This window comes from Paenibacillus sp. FSL R7-0340 (assembly GCF_038002205.1).
GTDB classification, from domain to species: domain Bacteria; phylum Bacillota; class Bacilli; order Paenibacillales; family Paenibacillaceae; genus Paenibacillus; species Paenibacillus polymyxa_B.
Genome location: NZ_JBBOBY010000001.1, coordinates 2,208,188 through 2,228,782, shown reverse-complemented (window position 1 = coordinate 2,228,782; position 20,595 = coordinate 2,208,188). Strand labels below are relative to the sequence as shown.

The window sequence follows — 20,595 nt, the reverse complement described above, 5'->3', positions numbered from 1 at the left end:
TGTCCCCCCGTTAACGGAGGGACATTACAGGCATTAATTTACGAAATCCAGCTGCTCCGGCACCGGAGACTGACGGCTCATTCGGGCACCCAGTCCCTGGAAAAGACGTTCGATTCGGTCATACCCTCTGTCAATATGATGAACCTGCTCGACAATGGTACATCCTTGAGCCGCTAGACCCGCTATGACCAGCGCAGCCCCTGCCCGCAGATCGGTAGCCTCTACCGTAGCCCCGTACAGACGAGAAACTCCTCTTATAAAAGCAGCATTTGCATCAACCGTAATATCAGCACCCATTACATTTAGTTCATCTACATGTTTGAATCGGCTTTCGAAGACGGTCTCTTTCATGACACTGAATCCGTCCGCCAAGGAAAGCAGAACCATGACCTGAGATTGCAAATCCGTCGGAAAAGACGGGTAAGGGGAGGTAACGATCCTTTCCACTGCTTTGGGACGACTCATACAACTTACGGTCATTATATCATTCAAGATGCCGATTTGAACACCAGCCCGCCTGAGGACATGAATCAGAGCAGACAAGTGGGATGGATTGCAGTGGGTCAGCGACACACTTCCTCGTGTAGCTGCAGCTGCGATCATAACCGTTCCAGCTACTATGCGGTCAGGAATGACCTCATACGTACACGGATTGAGGCGACTGACCCCCGTAATTGTAATCGTGTCGGTTCCAGCACCGATAATGCGGGCTCCCATGGCATTCAAGAAGTTTTGTAGATCCTGAATTTCCGGTTCCCTCGCTGCATTGGTGATCGTTGTTCGTCCTTCAGCCAACGCAGCGGCCATCATAATATTTTCCGTTGCACCTACACTCGGGAAATCCATGTGGATGTCCGAGCCGATTAGCTTGTGGGCTCGAAATGTAATTTGCTCGTCTTTTTCCTCTATCTCTGCGCCAAGAGCTTTTAAGCCCTCTAGGTGAAGATCAATTTTGCGCTCGCCTATGGCGCAGCCTCCGGGCTGGTAAATGGAAACTTCTCCATATCTGGCGAGCAGCGGTCCCATCAGAAAGATAGATGAGCGCATTTGCTTCATCAAATCTTCTGGAATTTGGAACGTTCGGACGGACGACGTATCCACGTATACCGTTTCCTCTTCATGTCGGCATGTACAGCCGAGTCTTTCAAGGATGTGCAGCATGACCTTAATGTCTAAAAGATGGGGCACATTCCGAATTTCTACCTTACCTTGTGCTAGTAAGCTCGCTGCAAGAATAGGTAGTGCCGCATTTTTTGCCCCATGGATACGTATGGTGCCTGACAGGGGACGGCCTCCCTCAATCACCAATTTGTCCAATGTATCACCTCCGAGTTTACCGCTCACCCACTACGAAAACCTCCGGAACTAGCTTGATGCCGGTTTGAGATGATATTGTACTTTGAATATGCTTCATTAGGGTAAGCACGTCCTCTGCTGTCGCTTGACCGGTATTTACAATGAAATTGGCATGCTGTACAGATACCTCTGCGCCTCCCGCCTTCAAGCCCTTGAGACCTGCGCTCTCAATAAGGCGAGCAGCATAGTCTCCTGGAGGATTACGGAATACGCTTCCTGCACAAGCTAACTGTAACGGCTGGGTCAGCCGGCGGCGGTCTTTAAAAGCCGCAAGTGCTGCTGAAATTTCCTCGCGGTCGCCCCGCTTCATCCGAAACACTGCCTCTGTCACCATTCCACGTTGCTCATGCAACACGGAGTGACGATAGCTGAAATGCATATTCTCGGCATCGTACACAACCAATTCCCCTGTATCCAGCACAATCTCAGCGGACTGGAATATTTGTGACACATCAGACCCATGGGCACCGGCGTTCATGTAGACAGCCCCACCGACTGATCCTGGGATACCACCAGCAAATTCAAGGCCGGACAGGCCCTGCTTGCTGGCCATAACGCACAGTTTGACCAGTGAAACGCCTCCTCCAGCAACGATCTGTTCATCTTCAAAATGAACATAATCAAATCCTGGCCCCAGCTTGATCACAAGTCCCCGTATCCCTTTGTCAGAGACGAGCATGTTGGAGCCCCGACCCAACTGCATCCAGGGAATTCCGTGCTCGCTAGCCAGCTTCAATACTCTTGCCAGCTGCTCTTTGGTATCCGGGATGACAATTGCATCCGCAGGGCCTCCAATCCTCCATGTCGTATATTTGGACAGCGGCTCATGCTCCAGCACTTTTCCGATATCATGCTCCGCTAATAATGGCATCCATTGCTGCATTGTACTGAAACCTCCTTGTTGCTTGCCCCGCATGGTTATAAGGCTCTCACCTGACAACCGGCAGCCTGAGTGATGGTCACAATCTATAGGGTATCCTATGTAAATACCATCCGGTGTGTGACAACCGCCCAATTCTGCGCTGCAGACTACCTTTTATGGGCAAGACGTTCCATTTCTTTTACTAAAATATCTGCTGAGTCAGGCTTGCCAAGCGCAGACGCCGACTCTGCCATGCGACTCCGCCATGCCTCATCCTTCATAATTCCCGCTATAGATTGAAACAGGGCCGGGCCACTCAGTTCCTTTTCTACAATCATGACGGATGCGCCTGCCTTTTCAAGTGTACGAGCATTAGCCTCCTGATGGTTATTCGTCACATTAGGTGATGGGATCAGAATGGACGGAATGCCCAACGATGTGATCTCTGCCAAGAAGGACGCACCTGCGCGATTAACAATTAATGAGGTACAAGCCAGCACCTCTGGCATATTGTGAATATAGGGAAGCACGTGTAGATGATTGGGCAATGAGCCGATCTGATTCCGTATGCTATCCAGCGTTTGCTCATAATAAGATTCACCGGTTACATATACAAAATGGACGTCTTTCAGTTGCGAAAGTTGCGGAGCCATTGCAATCATGGCGTCATTAATGGCCTTCGCTCCCCTGCTGCCACCGACCACAAGGACGACCGAGCTGTTCATCGGTACCCCAATAGTAGCAAATCCCCGATCCCGGTTAGCCAAACGAACTGTTGTAGCACGCGGGTTCCCGGTGTACAGTACATTTTTAGCTTTGGGGAAAGCTCCTTCTGAGCCTTCAAAGCTAACAGCCACTGTATCCACATAGCGACTCAGAAATGTATTAGTCAGCCCTGGAATTGCATTTTGCTCATGAATAATGCTGGGAATTCCCAACTTGGAAGCTGCATAAACGACGGGGCCGCATACATATCCCCCGGTGCCAATAACGACATCTGGCTTAAATTTCTTTAATAATGCTTTGGATCTGCGAACCCCTTTGAAAAAGCGCATGATCGTTTTTATATTTTCCACAGACAAGCTGCGACGAAATCCTGTGATATCAATAGCCTCAAATGGAATTTTTTCCTGAGGAACCAACTTGCTTTCGAGTCCTCGTTGACCGCCAATGTATAAAAATTCAGCGTCCGAATCAATCTCTTCGCACTGTCTGGCTACGGCCAGCGCCGGATAAATATGCCCTCCGGTGCCGCCGCCGCTCAACACGACGCGCATAAACGTTCACCTCGCATAACGTGATAAATTTAGTAAAATGCCCAGAGCAGTTAGCATTAAGGTCAGAGAAGAACCTCCATAGCTGATTAAGGGCAGTGTTATTCCTGTCACCGGCATTAAACCGATAACGACACCAATATTAATGACGACCTGTACGGCGACCATTGCGACAATACCCACCGCAAGCAAACTACCATAGGTATCCGGAATGGTTATAGCGACACGCATTCCTCTCCACACGAGAACCAAAAAGAGCCCCAACACCGCCATTCCACCGATAAAGCCAAGCTCCTCCGCCAAAATGGAAAAAATAAAATCAGTCTGCGGCTCAGGAACGTAGCTATATTTTTGTCGACTCATGCCAAGCCCCAAGCCCGCCAGGCCGCCTGGACCAATCGCATATAGCGATTGAATAATTTGATAACCTGCGCCAAGCGGATCGGACCAAGGGTCCAGAAAAGCGGTGATGCGCTGAAGCCGATAAGGCGCAGCTGCAATCAGTGCAGCAAACCCTGCTGCTCCCGACAAAGCCAGCAGACCGAGATGCTTCATACGCGCGCCTGCCGTAAATACGATGAGCATGGACGCTCCCATCATTACCGTGCCAGTGCCCAAATCGGGCTGGAGCATAATAAGCCCAAAAGCCAGTCCCATGAGTCCAAGCGGGGGCAACAGGCCGCGCGTAAAAGAGCTAATATCATAGTCAGGACGACTGAGCCAACGAGCGAGAAAAAGAATCATACCCAACTTCATAAACTCGGAAGGCTGAATGCCGAAAGAGCTAATACCGAGCCAGCTTCGTGCCCCGCCTCTTACTACACCAATGCCGGGAATTAATACGGCAACCAGCAACGCAAGACAGATCAACAACACAACCTTGGCATATTTCTGCCAGATCCGGTAGTCCGTTCTGGCAGTAAAGTACATCGCTACAAGACCGAGCCCTGCAAATAGCAATTGCCGCTTTACAAAATAGTAGGAGTCCCCGTACTCGTGAAAAGCGAGGACGGCGCCCGCACTGTATACCATAACCATGCCGATGGCTAATAAGCTTACAATACAAACGAAAAGCCATAGATCCGGCGCTGGACGAGATTGCTTCATCAGGAGGCCACCCCTTGCATAAAAGTAGGGGCTTATCCAACCCCCCTACTTACAATTTATGCGCCGCCTCTTTAAAAATACGTCCACGCTCTTCATAGGATCGGAACATATCCCAGCTTGCACAGGCGGGTGAGAGTAATACTACATCTCCCGTCTCAGCAAATTCAGCAGCCTTGTTCACAGCCTCCACGAGCGTAGCGGCGGCATCCTCCCCATTATCGACGACCTTGACATGCTCTATTCCGGCTTGCTGGGCCCGCTCAGCCAGCTTATGTCGTGTCTCACCCAAGAGCACAACGGCTTTCACACCTTCCTGCAAGGAAGGTACGAGCTCTGTATAATCAGAACCGCGATCCAATCCTCCGGCAATGAGTACAATGGGTTGCTTAAAGGAAGATAAGGCCATCATTGTTGCTTTCGAATTGGTTGCTTTGGAATTATTGTAATAAGCTACACCAGCGTGTTCTAAAACATATTCAAGCCGATGTTCGACGCCGCGAAAAGTACTTAATGGTTCCGCCAAATTCGCTGGTTCTGCGCCTGCAGCAATGGCGATTGCGCAAGCAGCAAGAGCATTTTCTACATTAAAACGACCCGGAAGTCCAATCTCAGCTACGCCTATAATGGGATGCAGCACACCATTTCCATCGCGGTATACGATGCTACGTTCAATATCGTCCGTCACATCCGGTATGTATGGCGGGTCAGCAAACAACCCTTCCTGCAAACGTTCTGTCATAGAGAACGGAAGCAGCTTCGCTTTTATATAGGGTACGAGCTCCCGGCAGACGGGGTCATCCCAGTTCACCACCGCAGTATCCGCCGCCGTTTGATTGGCAAATAGACGCGCCTTGGATGCAACGTAGTCCTCCATGCCTCCGTGGTAGTCCAAATGGGTCTCAGCTACATTGAGCAGGCAGGCCACAGCGGGCTTGAAATCCTTTGTTCCTTTTAACTGAAAGCTGCTCAGCTCCACAACCATCCACTCGTCCGACTTGGCGTCCACAGCCGCCTCACATAAGGGCGTACCGATATTACCAGCCACGATTGGATTCATGCCGGATGCCTCCAACAGCTTGCCTACCCAAGTGGTCGTGGTCGTCTTTCCGTTGGAGCCAGTAATGCCGATGATCGGAGCTTTACATAGATGGTAGGCGACCTCAACCTCGGTCACGACCTCAATGCCGAGCTCGACAGCTTTCTGTACGGGAGGAGCCGTATAAGGAATCCCTGGATTTTTGACAACCAGCTTCACTCCAGGATGAATTAGCCCCTCTGGGTGACTCCCGCATAAAACGGAAATTCCCAAAGCCTCTAATTCAGAAGCTTCGGGACATTGTTCCCTATCTTTTTTATCATTGACTGTCAGCTTCGCTCCGGCCTGGTGCAGCACCTTGGCAACTTGCACGCCGCTTTTGGCCAGCCCGATAATGACGACTTCCTGATCTCTGTATGCGTCTGGATGGTTCATTTGTCTACAACCCCTTGTTGAGATAAAGTCCGAGTCCTGCCAACAACAGTCCTACAGCCCAGAATGTAATAACTACGCGCCATTCGGACCAGCCGGACAGCTCGAAATGATGATGAATCGGGCTCATTTTGAAAATACGCTTGCCACGTGTTTTAAAAGAAGCTACTTGCAAGACCACGGACAGCATTTCAATTACGAATACACCACCGATAATGAGGAACAAAATTTCGCTTTTCGTAACGATGGCAATGGCACCTATGGCGCCGCCGATTCCCAGCGAGCCTGTGTCACCCATAAACACCTTGGCAGGATGAGCATTATACACGAGAAATCCGAGTACAGCGCCAATCATAGCCGCTGAGCATACTGCTGCCGGAAGCGAGGTCGCCTGAATCGCGACAATGGCATAAGCAGCAAAGGCAATGGCACTTGTACCGGACAGCAGCCCGTCCAGCCCATCCGTGAAATTGACAGCATTGCTAATCGCCAGCATCATGATAATGATGAACGGATAATAAAACCAGCCGCCCCAATCAAAAGACCATGACGTTCCAGGGATGCCGATCGCAGTACTATGATCATTACTAAGCAGAAGCCAGCACATGATCGCGCCAAACAATAATTGCCCAAACAGCTTTTGACGCGCCGTCAGACCTAACGAGCGTTTGAATACAATCTTGATATAGTCGTCCAAAAAGCCGATCAGCCCAAAACCGAGCGTAGCAACCAGCAGAACGTAAAAGTCCGTATTTTTGATAGCTGAAAACTTAAGAAAGGTCAGCGTAAAAGCCACCAGAATCACGATACCGCCCATTGTAGGCGTACCTATTTTTTTAAGATGGCTTTGTGGCCCGTCATCCCGGACCTGCTGGCCGAATTTCATTCGCCGCAGCAGCGGAATGAGCAGTGGAGCGGCAATGACCGCCAATATAAACGATACGACGATCGTCAGCAGTAATAATTGAATATCCATGGGAGTCTCCCTCTCGTCAACATCAGTTCTGTAGCGGACCGTTTTTCAGCGCATCCACAATTTCTTCTAGTCGCATCCCTCTGGATGCCTTAACCAGCACAATATCATTGGCGTGTAGATGATCCAGCAAATACTGGATCAGCTCTTGCTTATCTGTATAAGCGTGAACGTTAGCAGTTGGCATCAACTCTTGCGCACCCTGCGCAATCGAAGTGCCTAACGCACCGTAGGTAAACAGTACTTCTACGTCGTGCTTTGCCGCGAAAATTCCAATTTCCTCATGGAATTGCTTTTCCTCAGGTCCCAACTCCAGCATGTCACCAAGCACGGCGATTTTACGTCCGTCCGTTTTATACGCAGACAGCGTCTGAATTGCAGCCTTCATTGAAGCCGGACTGGCATTATAAGCGTCGTTTAGCACGGTAAGTCCATTAGGACAGTTCACGACCTCAATGCGCATGCCCGTCAGCTTTAAAGACGACAACCCTTTACGTATATGGTCTACATCGACATTGAAATGACGCGCTACCGCCAGTGCTGCCAAACCATTTACAACATTGTGCTGTCCAAGCAAGGGAAGCCGGAAAGCCTCTTTGCCAGATTGGGCTGTTATAAATAAGCTGCCTTCTCCATCGGAAGTGATTTCAGTTGGATAGTCATCGTTGCCTGCAACTAGCCCGAACGTAAACAATTTTAAACCTTCAGGCTTGACCGTTTCAGACTCCGCCAACACTTGTGAAAGCAGTGGTTCATCCCCGTTGTAGATCAGCAAACCACCAGCCTTAAGGCCACTTGTGATCTCCAACTTTGCACGAGCGATTTCCGCACGAGAACCAAGCTGCAGCAAGTGCGATTCGCCTATGTTCGTTATGATAGCTACATCTGGTTGGGCAATATTAGCCAGCAGACGAATCTCTCCACGTCCACTCATGCCCATCTCCAGAATGAGAATATCTGTATCCTGCGGCATGGACAGTACAGTTAAAGGCAAACCGATATGATTGTTATAATTCCCTTCGGTTTTGTGTACTTTAAAAGTTGTGCCCAGCAGAGCGTTTACGATGTCTTTCGTTGTCGTCTTGCCGTTGCTTCCCGTGATCCCAACGACAGAAACGCCGGTTTCGCGTAAGTATGCAGCTGCTAGATGCTGAAGGGCTTCTAGCGTATCCTCTACCTCAATAGCGTTCTCAGCCGGAGGTGCTCCATGATCCTTTTGCCATAAAAATGCAGCTGCACCTGCCTCGCTTACGATCTGCTGCACATAATTATGCCCATCAAACCGTTCGCCCACGAGTGGAACAAACAACCCTTGGCTCTGCGGCCTGCGAGAATCTGTAAAAACGCCTTCGACCATCTGTTCGGTGTCCGCTTCTCCGTGAAGTATTCCTCCACACATAGATGCAATCTGACCGATTGTTCTTTTCATCACTTGGATAAACCCCTTATCGCTTCTTTGGCTACGATGCGGTCATCGAATTCATGCACCGTTTTTCCGATCAACTGGTAAGTCTCATGACCTTTTCCCGCAATCAATACTACATCGTCAGGGCTTGCCATTTCAACAGCTTTATGAATTGCAGTTCTGCGATCCACGATCAATTCGTATCGTTCTGCGGGTACACCTTCGTCGATCAACCCTTGTTCGATGTCTTTCAAAATCACTTTCGGGTCCTCTGTTCGCGGATTGTCGGAAGTAATAAACGAGTGATCGCTGTAACGCGCAGCAATTTTCCCCATCAATGGGCGTTTCGTACGATCTCGGTCGCCGCCGCATCCAAATACACACCATACTTTACCGACCGCAAATTCCTTTACGGTGCGAAGGACATTTTCCAATCCGTCCGGTGTATGGGCATAATCTACAATAACAGCAAAGGGCTGACCCGCATCTACAGGCTCTACCCGCCCATCTACGCCTGCAATAGACTCTAGACTGCGCTTGATATCCACCAGCGAGATTCCTTCCAGCAAAGCAGCGGTAATGGCCGCCAGTGCGTTGTACACATTGAACTTGCCTACCATTCGAAGCTCAATATCGGTATCTCCTTTAAAAGTAGACACATGGAAGGAGGTTCCCTTGGAACCTATAGTGATACGAGATGCCTGCACATCAGACTCCTTTTCCACGCCGTATGTAATCACTTGGGCCGCAGTTTGAGCCTGCAAATAGGAAGAAGCCGGATCGTCTGCATTCAGAACAGCATATTTGCTATCTGATGCATCCCGCGAGAAAGCATTTCCCAACCTAGAGAATAAAAGTCCTTTTGCGGCACGGTACTCCTCCATTGTGTTGTGGTAGTCCAGGTGGTCCTGCGTCAGGTTTGTAAATATAGCGGTGCGAAAATCAGTTCCTTTGACGCGGCCCTGCTCCAACGCATGTGAGGATACTTCCATGACACAGCATTGAACCCCCTGCTCTGCCATATTTCCGAGATAACGTTGCAGTTCCACCGCTTCGGGCGTAGTGCCAGACATTGGGTAAGACTGACCACCGTAACGCATTTGAATCGTACCAATCAGTCCGGTGTTCACCCCCGCATCCTTCATGATCTTTTCAATCAGATAAGTTATCGTTGTTTTACCGTTGGTTCCGGTTATGCCGATCATGCGCATGCGTCGGCTCGGTGAATCAAACATATAATCTGCCAAAACCGCCATGGCATGTCGTGCATCCTTAACTACAAGCTGCGGAACAGGTACATCCAGTTCACGTTCAACGACCAAAGCTGCCGCCCCGGACGCAATTGCCTGCTCAGCATAGTCATGTCCGTCCACTGTAAAACCTGGCAAACACAGAAATAAATCCCCCGGTTGCACTCGACGTGAATCCGCCCCGATTCCTCGGCAATCCACTGTACCGTCACCCACCACACGGGAGACGGCCAGCAGTGAAGCCAATTGTTGAAGCTGCATCTTTCATTCCTCCATTGCTCTCTCGTTATTCATAGTATGGTATAAAATGAACCTATCAATCCCCCATGTAAATACGGATCGTTGATCCCCGCTCCAATCTGGAGCCCGGCTTCGGCGCCTGACTCACGACCGTCTTGCCTGACCCAGATTTCACGAGCATAAAGTTCATATTCATATCTTCGTACAAATCAGCTGCAGTGGCACCTACTAGATCAGGTACCGTTTCGATCGGATTTTCTCCATACTTGTACTCTTTGGCAATTTGATTGGTGCGAGGCGGTATTTTCAAGGCAATCAGCGCGTCCTTTAAAATATTTTGCACGATTGGCGCAGCAACCACCCCGCCGAATTGAATGCCCTTCGGGTTATCGACAGCGGTATAGACGACGATTTGCGGATCATCCGCCGGGGCAAAACCAATAAAGGATACAATATGCTCCGAGGAAGAATAACGTCCGTTAATCACCTTTTGTGCCGTCCCCGTTTTACCTCCTACCCGGTAGCCTTCAATGAAAGCAGGACGACCTGTACCTTTAGCAACGACGCTCTCCAGCGCTTCTCTTACCTGTCGGGAGGTCTCCTCTGAAATGACCCTACGTACTAGTTCTGGTTCTACTTTTTCCAGCACTTTTCCGGTTCCCGGCTGAACCCAACCTTTTGTAATGTGAGGCTTATAAAGATTACCGCCATTGATTGCCGCCGATACTGCCGTTACCTGCTGGATCGGAGTGACAGACACCCCTTGACCAAAAGCGGTTGTCGCCAGTTCTACAGGACCGACCTGAGGTAGCTTGAACAAAATGCCGTTGCCCTCACCAATCATGTCGATTCCCGTTTTGCTGCCGAAGCCGAAATTCCGAATGTACTTGAAAAGTGTTTCTTTACCTAACCGCTGCCCCAATGTTACAAAACCGGGGTTGCAAGAATTCTCCACCACTTGAAGGAACGTTTGGCTTCCATGTCCGCCTTTCTTCCAGCAACGCAGGCGTGCTCCACCGACTTCAATATATCCCGGATCAAAAAAACGGTCATTTTTGAGATTGACCTTCTTTTCTTCCAAGGCAGCCGCCAGTGTAATAATTTTGAAAGTAGACCCAGGTTCATATGTCATCCAGATAGGCAGATTTCGATTATAGATTTCAGGCGCATACTGCTTGTATAGTGCTGGCTCATAGCTTGGTCGTCCAGCCATGCCTAATATTTCACCCGTCTTGGGGTTCATAGCAATAGACAACGCGGACTTCGCCTGAAATTTGACCATGGCTTGGTCAAGCTCCCGTTCCATAATGGACTGCACAGACTTATCAATGGTTAATTGTAAATTCAGTCCATCCTTCGGTTCAATGTATTTTTCAGAAGAACCAGGCATCAGACGACCACCTGCATCTGATAAATACGCAATGCTTCCGTCGATTCCCCGAAGCTTACTGTTTTGCTGCTTCTCTACGCCTGTCAGCCCTTGATTATCAATTCCTGTAAACCCAAGAATATGAGCCGCTAGATCACCATAAGGATAATAACGTTTGTTGTCTTCAGCAACAACGATACCCGGCAGCTTCAAATCACGAATTTGCTGCGCTTTCTCCATCGTAATTTTTCGTCCGCCGGGCTGAAGTTTTTGGCTTGCTGTTCGTTTGGTAATCAGCTTGAGCACTTTATCCTCACTCATATCCAGCAAGGGCGCCAGCCTGCGTGCCGTTTCTTCCGGCTTCTTAATTTGCACTGGTATCGCCATGACTGTCGGCGAACTGACATTGTAGGTCAGCGCCGTACCCTGCCGATCCAAAATTTCGCCGCGCTTGGCGGCAAATGGAATATTGCGGCGCCACGAATCCTCAGCCTTGGCCGAGAGCTCGCCTCCTTTACCCAATTGAACATAGGCGAGCCGGATCGACAAGGCCGCAAACAGTACAAATAATCCCATTACCCCCCATACCAGCCTCCGCCGCATGGTCACGTTAGATTTTTTCAAACGCGCTCCCTCCGTTCCTCAAATACTCATGACATGTCTTACCTCATGAATATTCAAAAGAACGGACATTAGAACAAGCTATCAGTTATCCTCGCCTTTAATCGCAGCAGCACTTTTCTCATCTGCAACAGCAGATATTCCTCCCTTAGGAGCTCCCGCGTCTGTTCCAGCATCAGCAGTAGTACTGGATTCGGTTTTAGTATCGGCCTCCCTTTTTGTTGCGCTGCCGGTCTGGTTAGCTGCAACTCCATTGGTCGAGTCCTGTGTTTCCTCCGGTTTCACTCCGGTCACCGTTTCTTTGGCCGGCTGAAGCGTCACGCTGACGATCCGCTTTCCATTTACCATTTGCGCCTTTTGAGAGACAACATAACCTTCGCCGCTTACCTGCACACCAACCTTCATAAGGGTCAAAACTTGAAGTGTGTCACGCAACGAAACACCTGTAAAATCAGGAATAGTCATGTTGGCACTATCCTCAGTCAGCAAGTAAATGCGTTGTCCGGGTTTCATTTTGACGCCTGCTTCAGGATATTGGCGAACAATTTTGGAGCCTTTGCCTACCGTTTCATAGGCAATTCCCTGTTTGAGCAATGCATTTTGCGCATCTTTCTTCACCTGACCAGTTAATGTTGGTACCGTTGGCAAATTCACTGTTTTTACAACAGCGCCACCTGATTTATTCGTTTTAGTTCCTGTTTTTGGAACCCCCATATATTGCAACGATTGAGATACGATTTTTTTAAATACAGGCGCTGCTGCTGTACCGCCGCCTACTGATTTGTTAGGTTCATCCATAACAACCAAAACAGCTATTTTCGGATCATTTACTGGTGCAAAACCTATAAAGGACACGACATCCTTCGAATGGTCATATACTTTTCCGACGACCTTCGTCGCTGTACCTGTTTTACCAGCTACACGATATCCGTCAATATAAGCAAGGCGTCCCGTACCAATTTCTTGGTCAGATACGACCTGCTCCAGATAGCTGCTTGTCTGGACTGCCGATTCCCGAGTAATCACTTGGCGGACTTCCTTCGGTTGAATCGTCTGAACTTCGCCTGTATCTGGGTTCATGATTTCTTTCACCAGATGAGGTTGCATCAGCTTCCCCCCGTTAGCAATTGCCGAGATTGCAGCTACCTGCTGGATTGGCGTTACCTGAACACGTCCGTGTCCATACGAAGCCGTTGCCACCTCGGATTTGTACTGGGTATGGAAAGTAATAGCTCCGGTAGACTCACTCGGAAGATCAATGCCTGTTTTCACGCCGAATCCAAAGTTATTAATATATTTCTTCAGCCTTTCGCCACCCAACTTATCCAATCCCAGATGGACGAAACCGACGTTACTTGAACGCTTGACCCCCTGAAGATAGGTTAACGTTCCCCAGTTACGGCTTACGTCACGAATATCCCAGCCTCCGACCCGAATCATACCAGATTGGTAGGATTCATTTGGATTGAACACCTTTTCTTGAACCGCAGCTGCCAAGGTGACAATCTTAAACGTGGAGCCAGGCTCGTAGATAGATTGAGTAGCATTATTACGGAAATATTCCAAGGGTGTACTCCCATATGTATTGGGATTAAAATTCGGGTAAGTCGCCATACCGAGAACATCCATCGTTTGGGGATCAGCAGCTACTACAGTCATCGTTTTCGGGTTGTATTTTGCAATAGCTTCCTGCATGGCATCCTCTATATAATACTGAATCGTATCGTCAATCGTCAGCTTTAAATTTTTACCATTTTGTGCCGGCTCATAGACACTTTCCGATCCTTGAAGAGGAACTCCCTTCCGATCCCGCTGATACAGAAGCTTTCCAGCCGTCCCCGAGAGCTCTTTATTATAATAAGCTTCCAACCCCATACCTGCTGTGCCATCTTTTCTTTGATAGCCAAGAACATGGGAAGCCAGCTTATTTTCCGGATAATAGCGTTTGGATTCTTGAACGGTGTCCACAGCTCCAATTACTTCATACTTATCCTTCAAATACTCTTTGAACGTATCCACTTGTGCCTTGACCTCAGGATCTACCTTCCAGCCCCCATTACGAATCTCGCGATTTTTTAAGTAGTTCCCCTTTTTATCCTTTGCAAAAAGATGTCCTCTCAGCTCATCCTCAGGCGTTTTGAGTAACTGGTGCAGCTTAGCTACAACCTCATTCTCCAAATCATACTCCTGAATGATGCTAGGATTGACAACTACCGTATAAGCCGGTGCATCCGTAGCCAATACGTTTCCTTTACGGTCCGTAATGGTTCCACGCTTGGGCTGAATCACCTGATCTCTTTCTACTTGATTAACTACCAGGTTATGCCAGTACTCCCCACTCACAACTTGAATCCAAAATACCTTAAGTAGCAGAACAAGAAAAAAGAGGGTAATACATCCCCCTATTAGCAGTGTGCGAAGCTTTATTCTTTTGACCATAGCTCAAACCTCTCTGCAAAAAAATGTACGTCAGAGCATAGCTTGATGCTATGCCCTTAACTATTTGGCAGCCTGCTTTTCCACACGAATGGGCTCTCTTGTTGGTTCGATATATCCCTGTTCCTTTGCAGTCGGCACGATCTGATTTTCCAGACGCTCCTTTTGAATCTTCAGTTGGGCGATATTGGTCTGTAATTTGGAAATGTCCTTGCTTGCCGTATTAATCGAATAATTGATTTGATAAATGTGAGCGTACCTGCTAATCAACATACCAGCAATGACAATGCACGCTACAAGTGTCAATAGATACAGCAGCTTTTCTCGAATCGGCAGCTCTCTGCGGCGTGTAACGACTTTGGTGGTCTCACGATACCGTTGTTGCTGAACCTGTTCCTGACGGGCTCTTTCTTTTACAGCCAAATTACCGCGTGTATAAGCCATGTCGCCTCTCCTTCTCCATTAAATTTACAATTTTTCGGCAACTCTCAGCTTCGCTGACCGGGACCGTGGATTAAGCTCCAATTCCTGCTCTGACGCCACAATCGGCTTACGGTTCACCAGCTTCAGATCGCCTATCATTTTGTCCTCCAAAATAGGCAAATCAGATGGATAGATGCTTTTCGCCAAATACTCCTTGAAAATATGCTTGCATATCCGATCCTCCAGAGAATGGAATGTAATGACCGAAATTCTGCCTCCTGGAGCCAGACATCTTATTGCCTGATGCAAAGTATCTTCCAGTGCACCCAACTCATCATTCACAGCAATCCGCAAAGCCTGGAAACTGCGTTTAGCCGGATGTCCCCCGGTTCTGCGTGCCGCAGCCGGAATTCCTTCTTTGATAATATCGACAAGTTCCCCTGTTGTGTGAATAGGCTTGTTCAATCGACGTTCAATCATGATCTTTGCGATCCGCCGTGAAAACTTCTCTTCTCCGTAATGAAACAAAATACGCGCAATCTCTGCTTCCGACCATTCATTGACAATTTCGTAAGCCGTAAGCGAGCTACTCTGATCCATCCGCATATCAAGCGGTGCATCATGATTGTAGCTAAATCCCCGTTCCCCCTCATCGAACTGGGGCGAGGATACACCCAGATCGAACAAAATACCCTGGACTTGCGGGACGCCGTCTTTTTCGGGCAATCCCAGCTCGGTCAGCTTGTCCTGCAAGTGGCGGAAGTTGGATTTCACTAATGAAATCTTTCCTTCATAGGCTGACAGCTTCTCTCGCGCATTGTTCAATGCCCAGTCGTCCTGATCAAAGGCAATGAGCCTTCCCTCAGGGCCAAGCTGTGATGCAATGACGGAACTGTGTCCTGCCCCTCCCAACGTGCAGTCCACATAAATCCCGTCCTGCCTGATGTTTAGTGCCTGTGTTGCTTCTTCTTTGAGTACGGTAATGTGGTGAAACAAACGGCTGACCTCCTAAATTACAATTCAAAGTTGAAATCAACCAATTTCTCAGCAATGTCGTTAAATGCTTCTTCTGATTGGTTGAAATATTGCTCCCAAGTATGCTTGCTCCAAATCTCTACACGGGTGGACACTCCCAATACGACGCACTCTTTAGTAAGCTTGGCGTATTCGCACAAATTCCCCGGTAAATTTACCCTGCCCTGTTTGTCCAATTCGCATTCAGTCGCCCCCGAGAAAAAAAAACGGGTAAACGCCCGCGCATCGGCCTTCATCAGAGGCAGTGCTTTAAGTTTTTTCTCCATGACAGCCCACTCATCCATGGGATACACGAAGAGGCATTGGTCCAGCCCGCGGGTAACCACGAACGAGGCACCGAGAAGTTCACGAAACTTGGCCGGTACAGTAAGCCGGCCCTTCTCATCAATGCTATGTTGGAACTCCCCCATAAACATTGGTTTCGTCACCCCTTACCCCATTCTCCCACTTTGGCCCACTTTCCACCACCTAAGCATAATAGATTCGCTTTAAAAAATCAAAGACCTCTTTTTCATTACCAAAAAGTGATAGAAGCCGGATCCATACCCTTATGTCTGTTATTGTAGCCCTGCGTCACAAGATGCAAAAAAGCCCCTTACCCCATGAAGCCGGCCCCCGACAATATGCATCAGGTTTCGAAACAACACGGAATAAAGGGCTTACTCTCTGTCCATTATGCCAACCTAAACAAACACTTGCATTAAAAACGCAACACTTTTGCAGCGAAAATCGTGATGAAATAATCCGATTACGCGTTCCAGCTGTCCAAATAGATCTTTTGGTCTTCAGTTAACGTGTCAATTTGGATTCCCAGACTATCAAGCTTGAATCGAGCTACCTGCTCATCAATTTCATAAGGTACATTAATAACAGCTTTGCCTAGCTCATTGTAACGATCATTCACATATTTCAAGCCAAGCGCCTGAAGCGCAAATGTCGTATCCATAATTTCCGCAGGATGACCATCAGCAGCAGCCAGATTCACGAGACGCCCTTCTGCCAGCAAATACATTTTACGTCCATCTTTAAAGCGATATTCCTCGATATTGCGACGCACCGTACGAATGGATTCGGAACGTTTAGCAAGCTCAGGCTTACTAACCTCCACATCAAAATGCCCTGCGTTACACAGCACAGCTCCATCCTTCATCACATCAAAGTGTTCTCCTGTAATTACAGCCTTGTTTCCAGTTACTGTAATAAAGAAGTCGCCCAGTTTGGCAGCTTCTACCATCGGCAAGACATGGAAACCATCCATATGGGCTTCTACTGCCTTGATTGGATCAACTTCGGTTACAACAACGTTGGCTCCTAGCCCTTTCGCACGCATTGCAACCCCTTTGCCACACCAGCCATAACCTACCACAACCACTGTACTTCCGGCTACAACCAGATTAGTCGTACGAATAATGCCGTCGAAAGCTGACTGTCCTGTACCATAGCGGTTATCAAACAAATATTTGCAGTAAGCATCATTAACAGCCACCATCGGAAAGTGAAGTTGCCCTTCTTTTTCCAAAGCCTTCAAACGAATAATTCCAGTAGTTGTCTCCTCTGCTCCCCCACGGATCGTAGAAATCAGATCAGGCCGTTCGGATTGCAACAGAGTAACCAAGTCACCACCATCATCTATAATGAGATCCGGCTTTGTTTCCAGTGCCTTGATTTGCAAATTTTTGAATTCTGCCGGGTCCGGATTGTATTTAGCTAATACTGTAACGCCATCTTCAACTAATGCGGCGCAAACATCATCTTGTGTGGACAATGGATTACTACCCGTAATAGTTACCTGCGCTCCACCTGCTTGTACCACTTTAGCCAGATAAGCCGTTTTGGCCTCCAGATGTAGACAGATGGTTACCTTCAGACCAGCAAAAGGTTGCTCTTGCTCGAATTGTTGACGTATACGGTTTAATACCGGCATATGGGCTTCTACCCAATCAATTTTCAAATGACCTTCAGGGGCCAATTTAAGATCATGAACTATGCTATTTTGCAGAGAATGGGAAGTCATACTTTGTTTCCTCCTTCATATTGGTTAAATTTGAACCATGATAAATCCTATATAAAATAATAAATCATACATAAATAACGCGATGCGTACCCGTCAGATCCAATGGTACACTCATAATCATATCAATCAGGCTGAGACCATGACGGTTCAGAAAATGATAGATCGTATACGCCCGCTCCTGCGGCTGTCCAAATGGAAAAAGCGACCACTCAATACGATCCCACTGGCGAAGTGCTGTTTCATTTTGCCGAAGCAACGCTTCCTGAACTTTTGCCTCCAGATAGGCGATCTGTGCCAGAATCTTATCGCGGTTGGTTTCTCCGAGCGGTAGCAAACCTTTTTCAATCAAACCTGTCTGCTGCACAAGCGGTTCGTACATGCGGACAAAAGCTTCCTTAGCCCCGGAAAACTGATCCTGCATTCCAAGCTGATCTTGAGTGGCGATCCATTGCTTTTTCCGTTCCTCAAGTCCGTCTCTAACTTGACCAAAACTCAATTCATACTTAAGCATATGCTTCTCCACGCCTGGCTCTACCAACGTAAAAGACATTCGTGGCAGCAGTATCGGCATCTGCATCTCCAACACCCCGAAAGCATCCCGTGTAATCGCCCAGTAAGCAATCTCTCCTAGACCCAGCACAGATGCCAGCACCGGAAACAGTGAATCCTGCATTAGAGGACGAGTTAGCACATTGTTACTAAAACGTTCGGGATGTCTATCTATCTCTTCAAGCAGTTCATCCACAGTAAACACCACCAGACCGTGTCGATCCGTGAATAGTCCAGCTTTTTTGAAAAGCAGCAAGCGTTCATCTTCATGGATATAAAAGAGATTCGCGCCACCTTCATGCACATCGGCTTGTAAATGATATCCATAATCTACGATCCGCGCAGCAGTCGTCCGGTAAGCCTGCTCCAACTCATCATTGTGCTGAACTAGTTGCTTAAAAACGGATGCTTCCAGCTTGCGTAGCGAAGGATCTGCTGAATCCAAGAGTACTAATCCATAGGTGCCGAACAAAAGGCCCAGCAACTTGACAAAGGCTTCACTCAGTCCATATGAATCCGTTAGCCCGTTCTCAATCATGCGCATTATTTCAGCCTTATGTTCTGAATCTGGCAAGCTTTGCTCTATATCCGCTATCGCTTGCTTCCACTCAACAGCCTCAACTTTAATGGCACTAACCGAAGAACGGCGTTCAGGCTGCTTATTCAGCTTGATTTTGACGGCTTGTGGGTCATTTGCCATTACGTATGTATGATTGACCTCGTCCCAGTCATGATCTTCGCCAGCAATCCAGAAGACGGGAATAACCGGACGTCCAAGCCGTTCCTCAGCTTCTCTCGCCGCCTTAATTAGGGTAGCAGCTTTGTAAATGACCAGCATCGGACCTGTGAACAATCCGCTTTGCTGCCCGCCAGCTACTACTAAGGCATCTGGACTTTCCAGACGGTCCAATGAAGCACGAACCGCCTCATACGAATTGTATTTCTCATTGTATATACGAAGACATGCTACGATATCCTTACGGTTTAATCGCAGATGCCCCGTCTTATCCAGCCACTTCGCCCGTTGGGCATAAGCATCGGCGTGCAGCACATTATATTCATACAAGTCGCTTGCGCGTCCTGTACCCTGTATATAATCTTCTGCCAAAGCCGACCCTCCGCGAAGCGTTTCCGGAATTATCTTCATGGGTCTGCCTCCTGTCTCCACCAAAACCTTACTGCTTGATTGTACCGAAAGCCCATGTCCACGTCAAAGCTTCCTACAAAAAAAACCGCCGAATAACTCGGCGGTTGGTGCATAAAACAAGATCAGGCGTAAGGCTCAGCTACAAAATGTCCTTTAGACACTTCGATGAGCGTGGCATTTTCCAGGTTATAAGCCCCTGTCTTGCTGCCAGATGCATCATGAATCGGGCCTGCTTGGTCGCCTGGCATAATAATCCGTTTTTTGTTGGCTTCTACTTCTGGATCAGGAAGTGGGATCGCCGACAAAAGCATTTTCGTATAAGGATGGATCGGATTTGCATACAATTCAGCACTTTCTGCAAGCTCGACCATTCTACCCATATACATTACAGCTACCCGATCACTGATGTGCTTGACCATCGACAGATCATGCGCAATGAACAGGTATGTCAGACCCAAACGTTCTTGAAGCTCTTTTAACAGGTTGACAACCTGAGCCTGAATAGATACGTCAAGAGCTGAAATCGGCTCATCACAAATGATGAATTTAGGATTAACCGCTAGTGCGCGTGCAATGCCGATCCGTTGACGTTGACCACCAGAAAACTCATGCGGATAGCGTGTTGCATGGTCAGGGTTCAAACCAACCAGATCAAGTAACTCTTCAATCCGTTTCTTACGTTCTGCACGGCTACCCGCCATATTGTGAATATCCAGTGCCTCACCAATAATATCAGAAACGGTAAAACGCGGGTTCAATGATGCATACGGATCTTGAAAGATCATCTGCATATCACGGCGCATTGCTTTCATTTTACTTGGTGATAATTTGTAAATATCCGTACCGTTAAAACGCACGCTACCTGCTGTAGGTTCATACAAGCGCAAAATCGTACGACCCGCTGTAGACTTACCACAGCCGGATTCGCCAACCATACCCAGCGTTTCACCCTCGCGAATATAGAAATTCAGGTTGTCCACCGCTTTGAGCACACGGTTTTTGCCAACATTAAAATACTTTTTAAGACCTTCAACCTCAATTAAATTGTTGCTACTCACCATGATCT

At 48.2% G+C, this 20,595-nt stretch carries 16 protein-coding genes; all 16 read right to left on the bottom strand.

The features are described 5' to 3' along the window. Nucleotides 1–33 precede the first annotated feature (33 nt). A complete protein-coding gene (murA, locus tag MKX59_RS09895; RefSeq protein WP_176716858.1) occupies nucleotides 34–1,344 on the bottom strand; it encodes a UDP-N-acetylglucosamine 1-carboxyvinyltransferase in 1,311 nt (436 codons plus the stop codon). Further along, complete coding sequence (gene murB, locus MKX59_RS09890; RefSeq protein ID WP_028540483.1) at nucleotides 1,334–2,239, bottom strand: UDP-N-acetylmuramate dehydrogenase; 906 nt, start codon at nucleotides 2,237–2,239, stop codon at nucleotides 1,334–1,336. The genes murA and murB overlap by 11 nt, the downstream gene beginning before the upstream one ends. 146 nt (nucleotides 2,240–2,385) lie before the next feature. After that, entirely contained in the window at nucleotides 2,386–3,495 is a 1,110-nt protein-coding gene (murG, locus tag MKX59_RS09885; protein ID WP_028540482.1) for an undecaprenyldiphospho-muramoylpentapeptide beta-N-acetylglucosaminyltransferase, read from the bottom strand. Nucleotides 3,496–3,501: 6 nt separating this feature from the next. Then, nucleotides 3,502–4,599, bottom strand: a complete 1,098-nt coding sequence (gene spoVE / locus MKX59_RS09880) for a stage V sporulation protein E (RefSeq protein WP_023989448.1) — start codon at nucleotides 4,597–4,599, stop codon at nucleotides 3,502–3,504. A 49-nt stretch (nucleotides 4,600–4,648) separates the two neighbouring features. After that, the gene (gene murD / locus MKX59_RS09875; RefSeq protein ID WP_023989449.1) at nucleotides 4,649–6,070 is read right to left on the bottom strand and encodes a UDP-N-acetylmuramoyl-L-alanine--D-glutamate ligase; all 1,422 of its coding nucleotides are present in this window, start codon (nucleotides 6,068–6,070) and stop codon (nucleotides 4,649–4,651) included. Nucleotides 6,071–6,074: 4 nt separating this feature from the next. Further along, nucleotides 6,075–7,043 (bottom strand): phospho-N-acetylmuramoyl-pentapeptide-transferase, encoded by a 969-nt coding sequence (gene mraY, locus MKX59_RS09870; RefSeq protein WP_013311092.1) that lies wholly within the window; start codon nucleotides 7,041–7,043, stop codon nucleotides 6,075–6,077. A 22-nt stretch (nucleotides 7,044–7,065) separates the two neighbouring features. Beyond that, nucleotides 7,066–8,469 (bottom strand): UDP-N-acetylmuramoyl-tripeptide--D-alanyl-D-alanine ligase, encoded by a 1,404-nt coding sequence (locus MKX59_RS09865; protein WP_034095062.1) that lies wholly within the window; start codon nucleotides 8,467–8,469, stop codon nucleotides 7,066–7,068. Beyond that, entirely contained in the window at nucleotides 8,469–9,956 is a 1,488-nt protein-coding gene (locus MKX59_RS09860; RefSeq protein WP_028540478.1) for a UDP-N-acetylmuramoyl-L-alanyl-D-glutamate--2,6-diaminopimelate ligase, read from the bottom strand. The genes MKX59_RS09865 and MKX59_RS09860 overlap by 1 nt, the downstream gene beginning before the upstream one ends. 55 nt (nucleotides 9,957–10,011) lie before the next feature. Continuing rightward, nucleotides 10,012–11,928, bottom strand: a complete 1,917-nt coding sequence (locus tag MKX59_RS09855; RefSeq protein ID WP_069080392.1) for a stage V sporulation protein D — start codon at nucleotides 11,926–11,928, stop codon at nucleotides 10,012–10,014. An 81-nt stretch (nucleotides 11,929–12,009) separates the two neighbouring features. Then, nucleotides 12,010–14,364 carry a penicillin-binding transpeptidase domain-containing protein gene (locus MKX59_RS09850; protein ID WP_340858355.1) on the bottom strand — a complete coding sequence of 785 codons (2,355 nt, stop codon included), beginning with the start codon at nucleotides 14,362–14,364 and terminating at the stop codon, nucleotides 12,010–12,012. 60 nt (nucleotides 14,365–14,424) lie between these two features. Next, on the bottom strand, nucleotides 14,425–14,805 hold the full coding sequence (locus MKX59_RS09845) for a hypothetical protein (RefSeq protein WP_028540475.1): 381 nt from the start codon (nucleotides 14,803–14,805) through the stop codon (nucleotides 14,425–14,427). 24 nt (nucleotides 14,806–14,829) lie between these two features. Further along, a complete protein-coding gene (gene rsmH, locus MKX59_RS09840; protein ID WP_023989455.1) occupies nucleotides 14,830–15,780 on the bottom strand; it encodes a 16S rRNA (cytosine(1402)-N(4))-methyltransferase RsmH in 951 nt (316 codons plus the stop codon). 17 nt (nucleotides 15,781–15,797) lie between these two features. Next, nucleotides 15,798–16,235, bottom strand: a complete 438-nt coding sequence (gene mraZ, locus MKX59_RS09835) for a division/cell wall cluster transcriptional repressor MraZ (RefSeq protein ID WP_013311099.1) — start codon at nucleotides 16,233–16,235, stop codon at nucleotides 15,798–15,800. A gap of 332 nt (nucleotides 16,236–16,567) precedes the next feature. Then, nucleotides 16,568–17,833 (bottom strand): adenosylhomocysteinase, encoded by a 1,266-nt coding sequence (locus MKX59_RS09830; protein ID WP_076264697.1) that lies wholly within the window; start codon nucleotides 17,831–17,833, stop codon nucleotides 16,568–16,570. 64 nt (nucleotides 17,834–17,897) lie between these two features. Then, on the bottom strand, nucleotides 17,898–19,529 hold the full coding sequence (bshC, locus tag MKX59_RS09825) for a bacillithiol biosynthesis cysteine-adding enzyme BshC (protein WP_076264698.1): 1,632 nt from the start codon (nucleotides 19,527–19,529) through the stop codon (nucleotides 17,898–17,900). Nucleotides 19,530–19,651: 122 nt separating this feature from the next. Next, nucleotides 19,652–20,590 carry an ABC transporter ATP-binding protein gene (locus MKX59_RS09820; RefSeq protein WP_013311102.1) on the bottom strand — a complete coding sequence of 313 codons (939 nt, stop codon included), beginning with the start codon at nucleotides 20,588–20,590 and terminating at the stop codon, nucleotides 19,652–19,654. Between the last annotated feature and the right edge of the window lie 5 nt (nucleotides 20,591–20,595).

Excerpts from the sequence above, each read along its gene's own strand:
- murB (WP_028540483.1), bottom strand. The coding sequence starts at position 2,239 with ATGCAGCAATGGATGCCATTATTAGCGGAGCATGATATCGGAAAAGTG.
- murG (WP_028540482.1), bottom strand. The coding sequence starts at position 3,495 with ATGCGCGTCGTGTTGAGCGGCGGCGGCACCGGAGGGCATATTTATCCG.
- spoVE (WP_023989448.1), bottom strand. The coding sequence starts at position 4,599 with ATGAAGCAATCTCGTCCAGCGCCGGATCTATGGCTTTTCGTTTGTATT.
- murD (WP_023989449.1), bottom strand. The coding sequence starts at position 6,070 with ATGAACCATCCAGACGCATACAGAGATCAGGAAGTCGTCATTATCGGG.
- mraY (WP_013311092.1), bottom strand. The coding sequence starts at position 7,043 with ATGGATATTCAATTATTACTGCTGACGATCGTCGTATCGTTTATATTG.
- MKX59_RS09865 (WP_034095062.1), bottom strand. The coding sequence starts at position 8,469 with ATGAAAAGAACAATCGGTCAGATTGCATCTATGTGTGGAGGAATACTT.
- MKX59_RS09860 (WP_028540478.1), bottom strand. The coding sequence starts at position 9,956 with ATGCAGCTTCAACAATTGGCTTCACTGCTGGCCGTCTCCCGTGTGGTG.
- MKX59_RS09850 (WP_340858355.1), bottom strand. The coding sequence starts at position 14,364 with ATGGTCAAAAGAATAAAGCTTCGCACACTGCTAATAGGGGGATGTATT.
- MKX59_RS09845 (WP_028540475.1), bottom strand. The coding sequence starts at position 14,805 with ATGGCTTATACACGCGGTAATTTGGCTGTAAAAGAAAGAGCCCGTCAG.
- mraZ (WP_013311099.1), bottom strand. The coding sequence starts at position 16,235 with ATGTTTATGGGGGAGTTCCAACATAGCATTGATGAGAAGGGCCGGCTT.
- MKX59_RS09830 (WP_076264697.1), bottom strand. The coding sequence starts at position 17,833 with ATGACTTCCCATTCTCTGCAAAATAGCATAGTTCATGATCTTAAATTG.
- bshC (WP_076264698.1), bottom strand. The coding sequence starts at position 19,529 with ATGAAGATAATTCCGGAAACGCTTCGCGGAGGGTCGGCTTTGGCAGAA.
- MKX59_RS09820 (WP_013311102.1), bottom strand. The coding sequence starts at position 20,590 with ATGGTGAGTAGCAACAATTTAATTGAGGTTGAAGGTCTTAAAAAGTAT.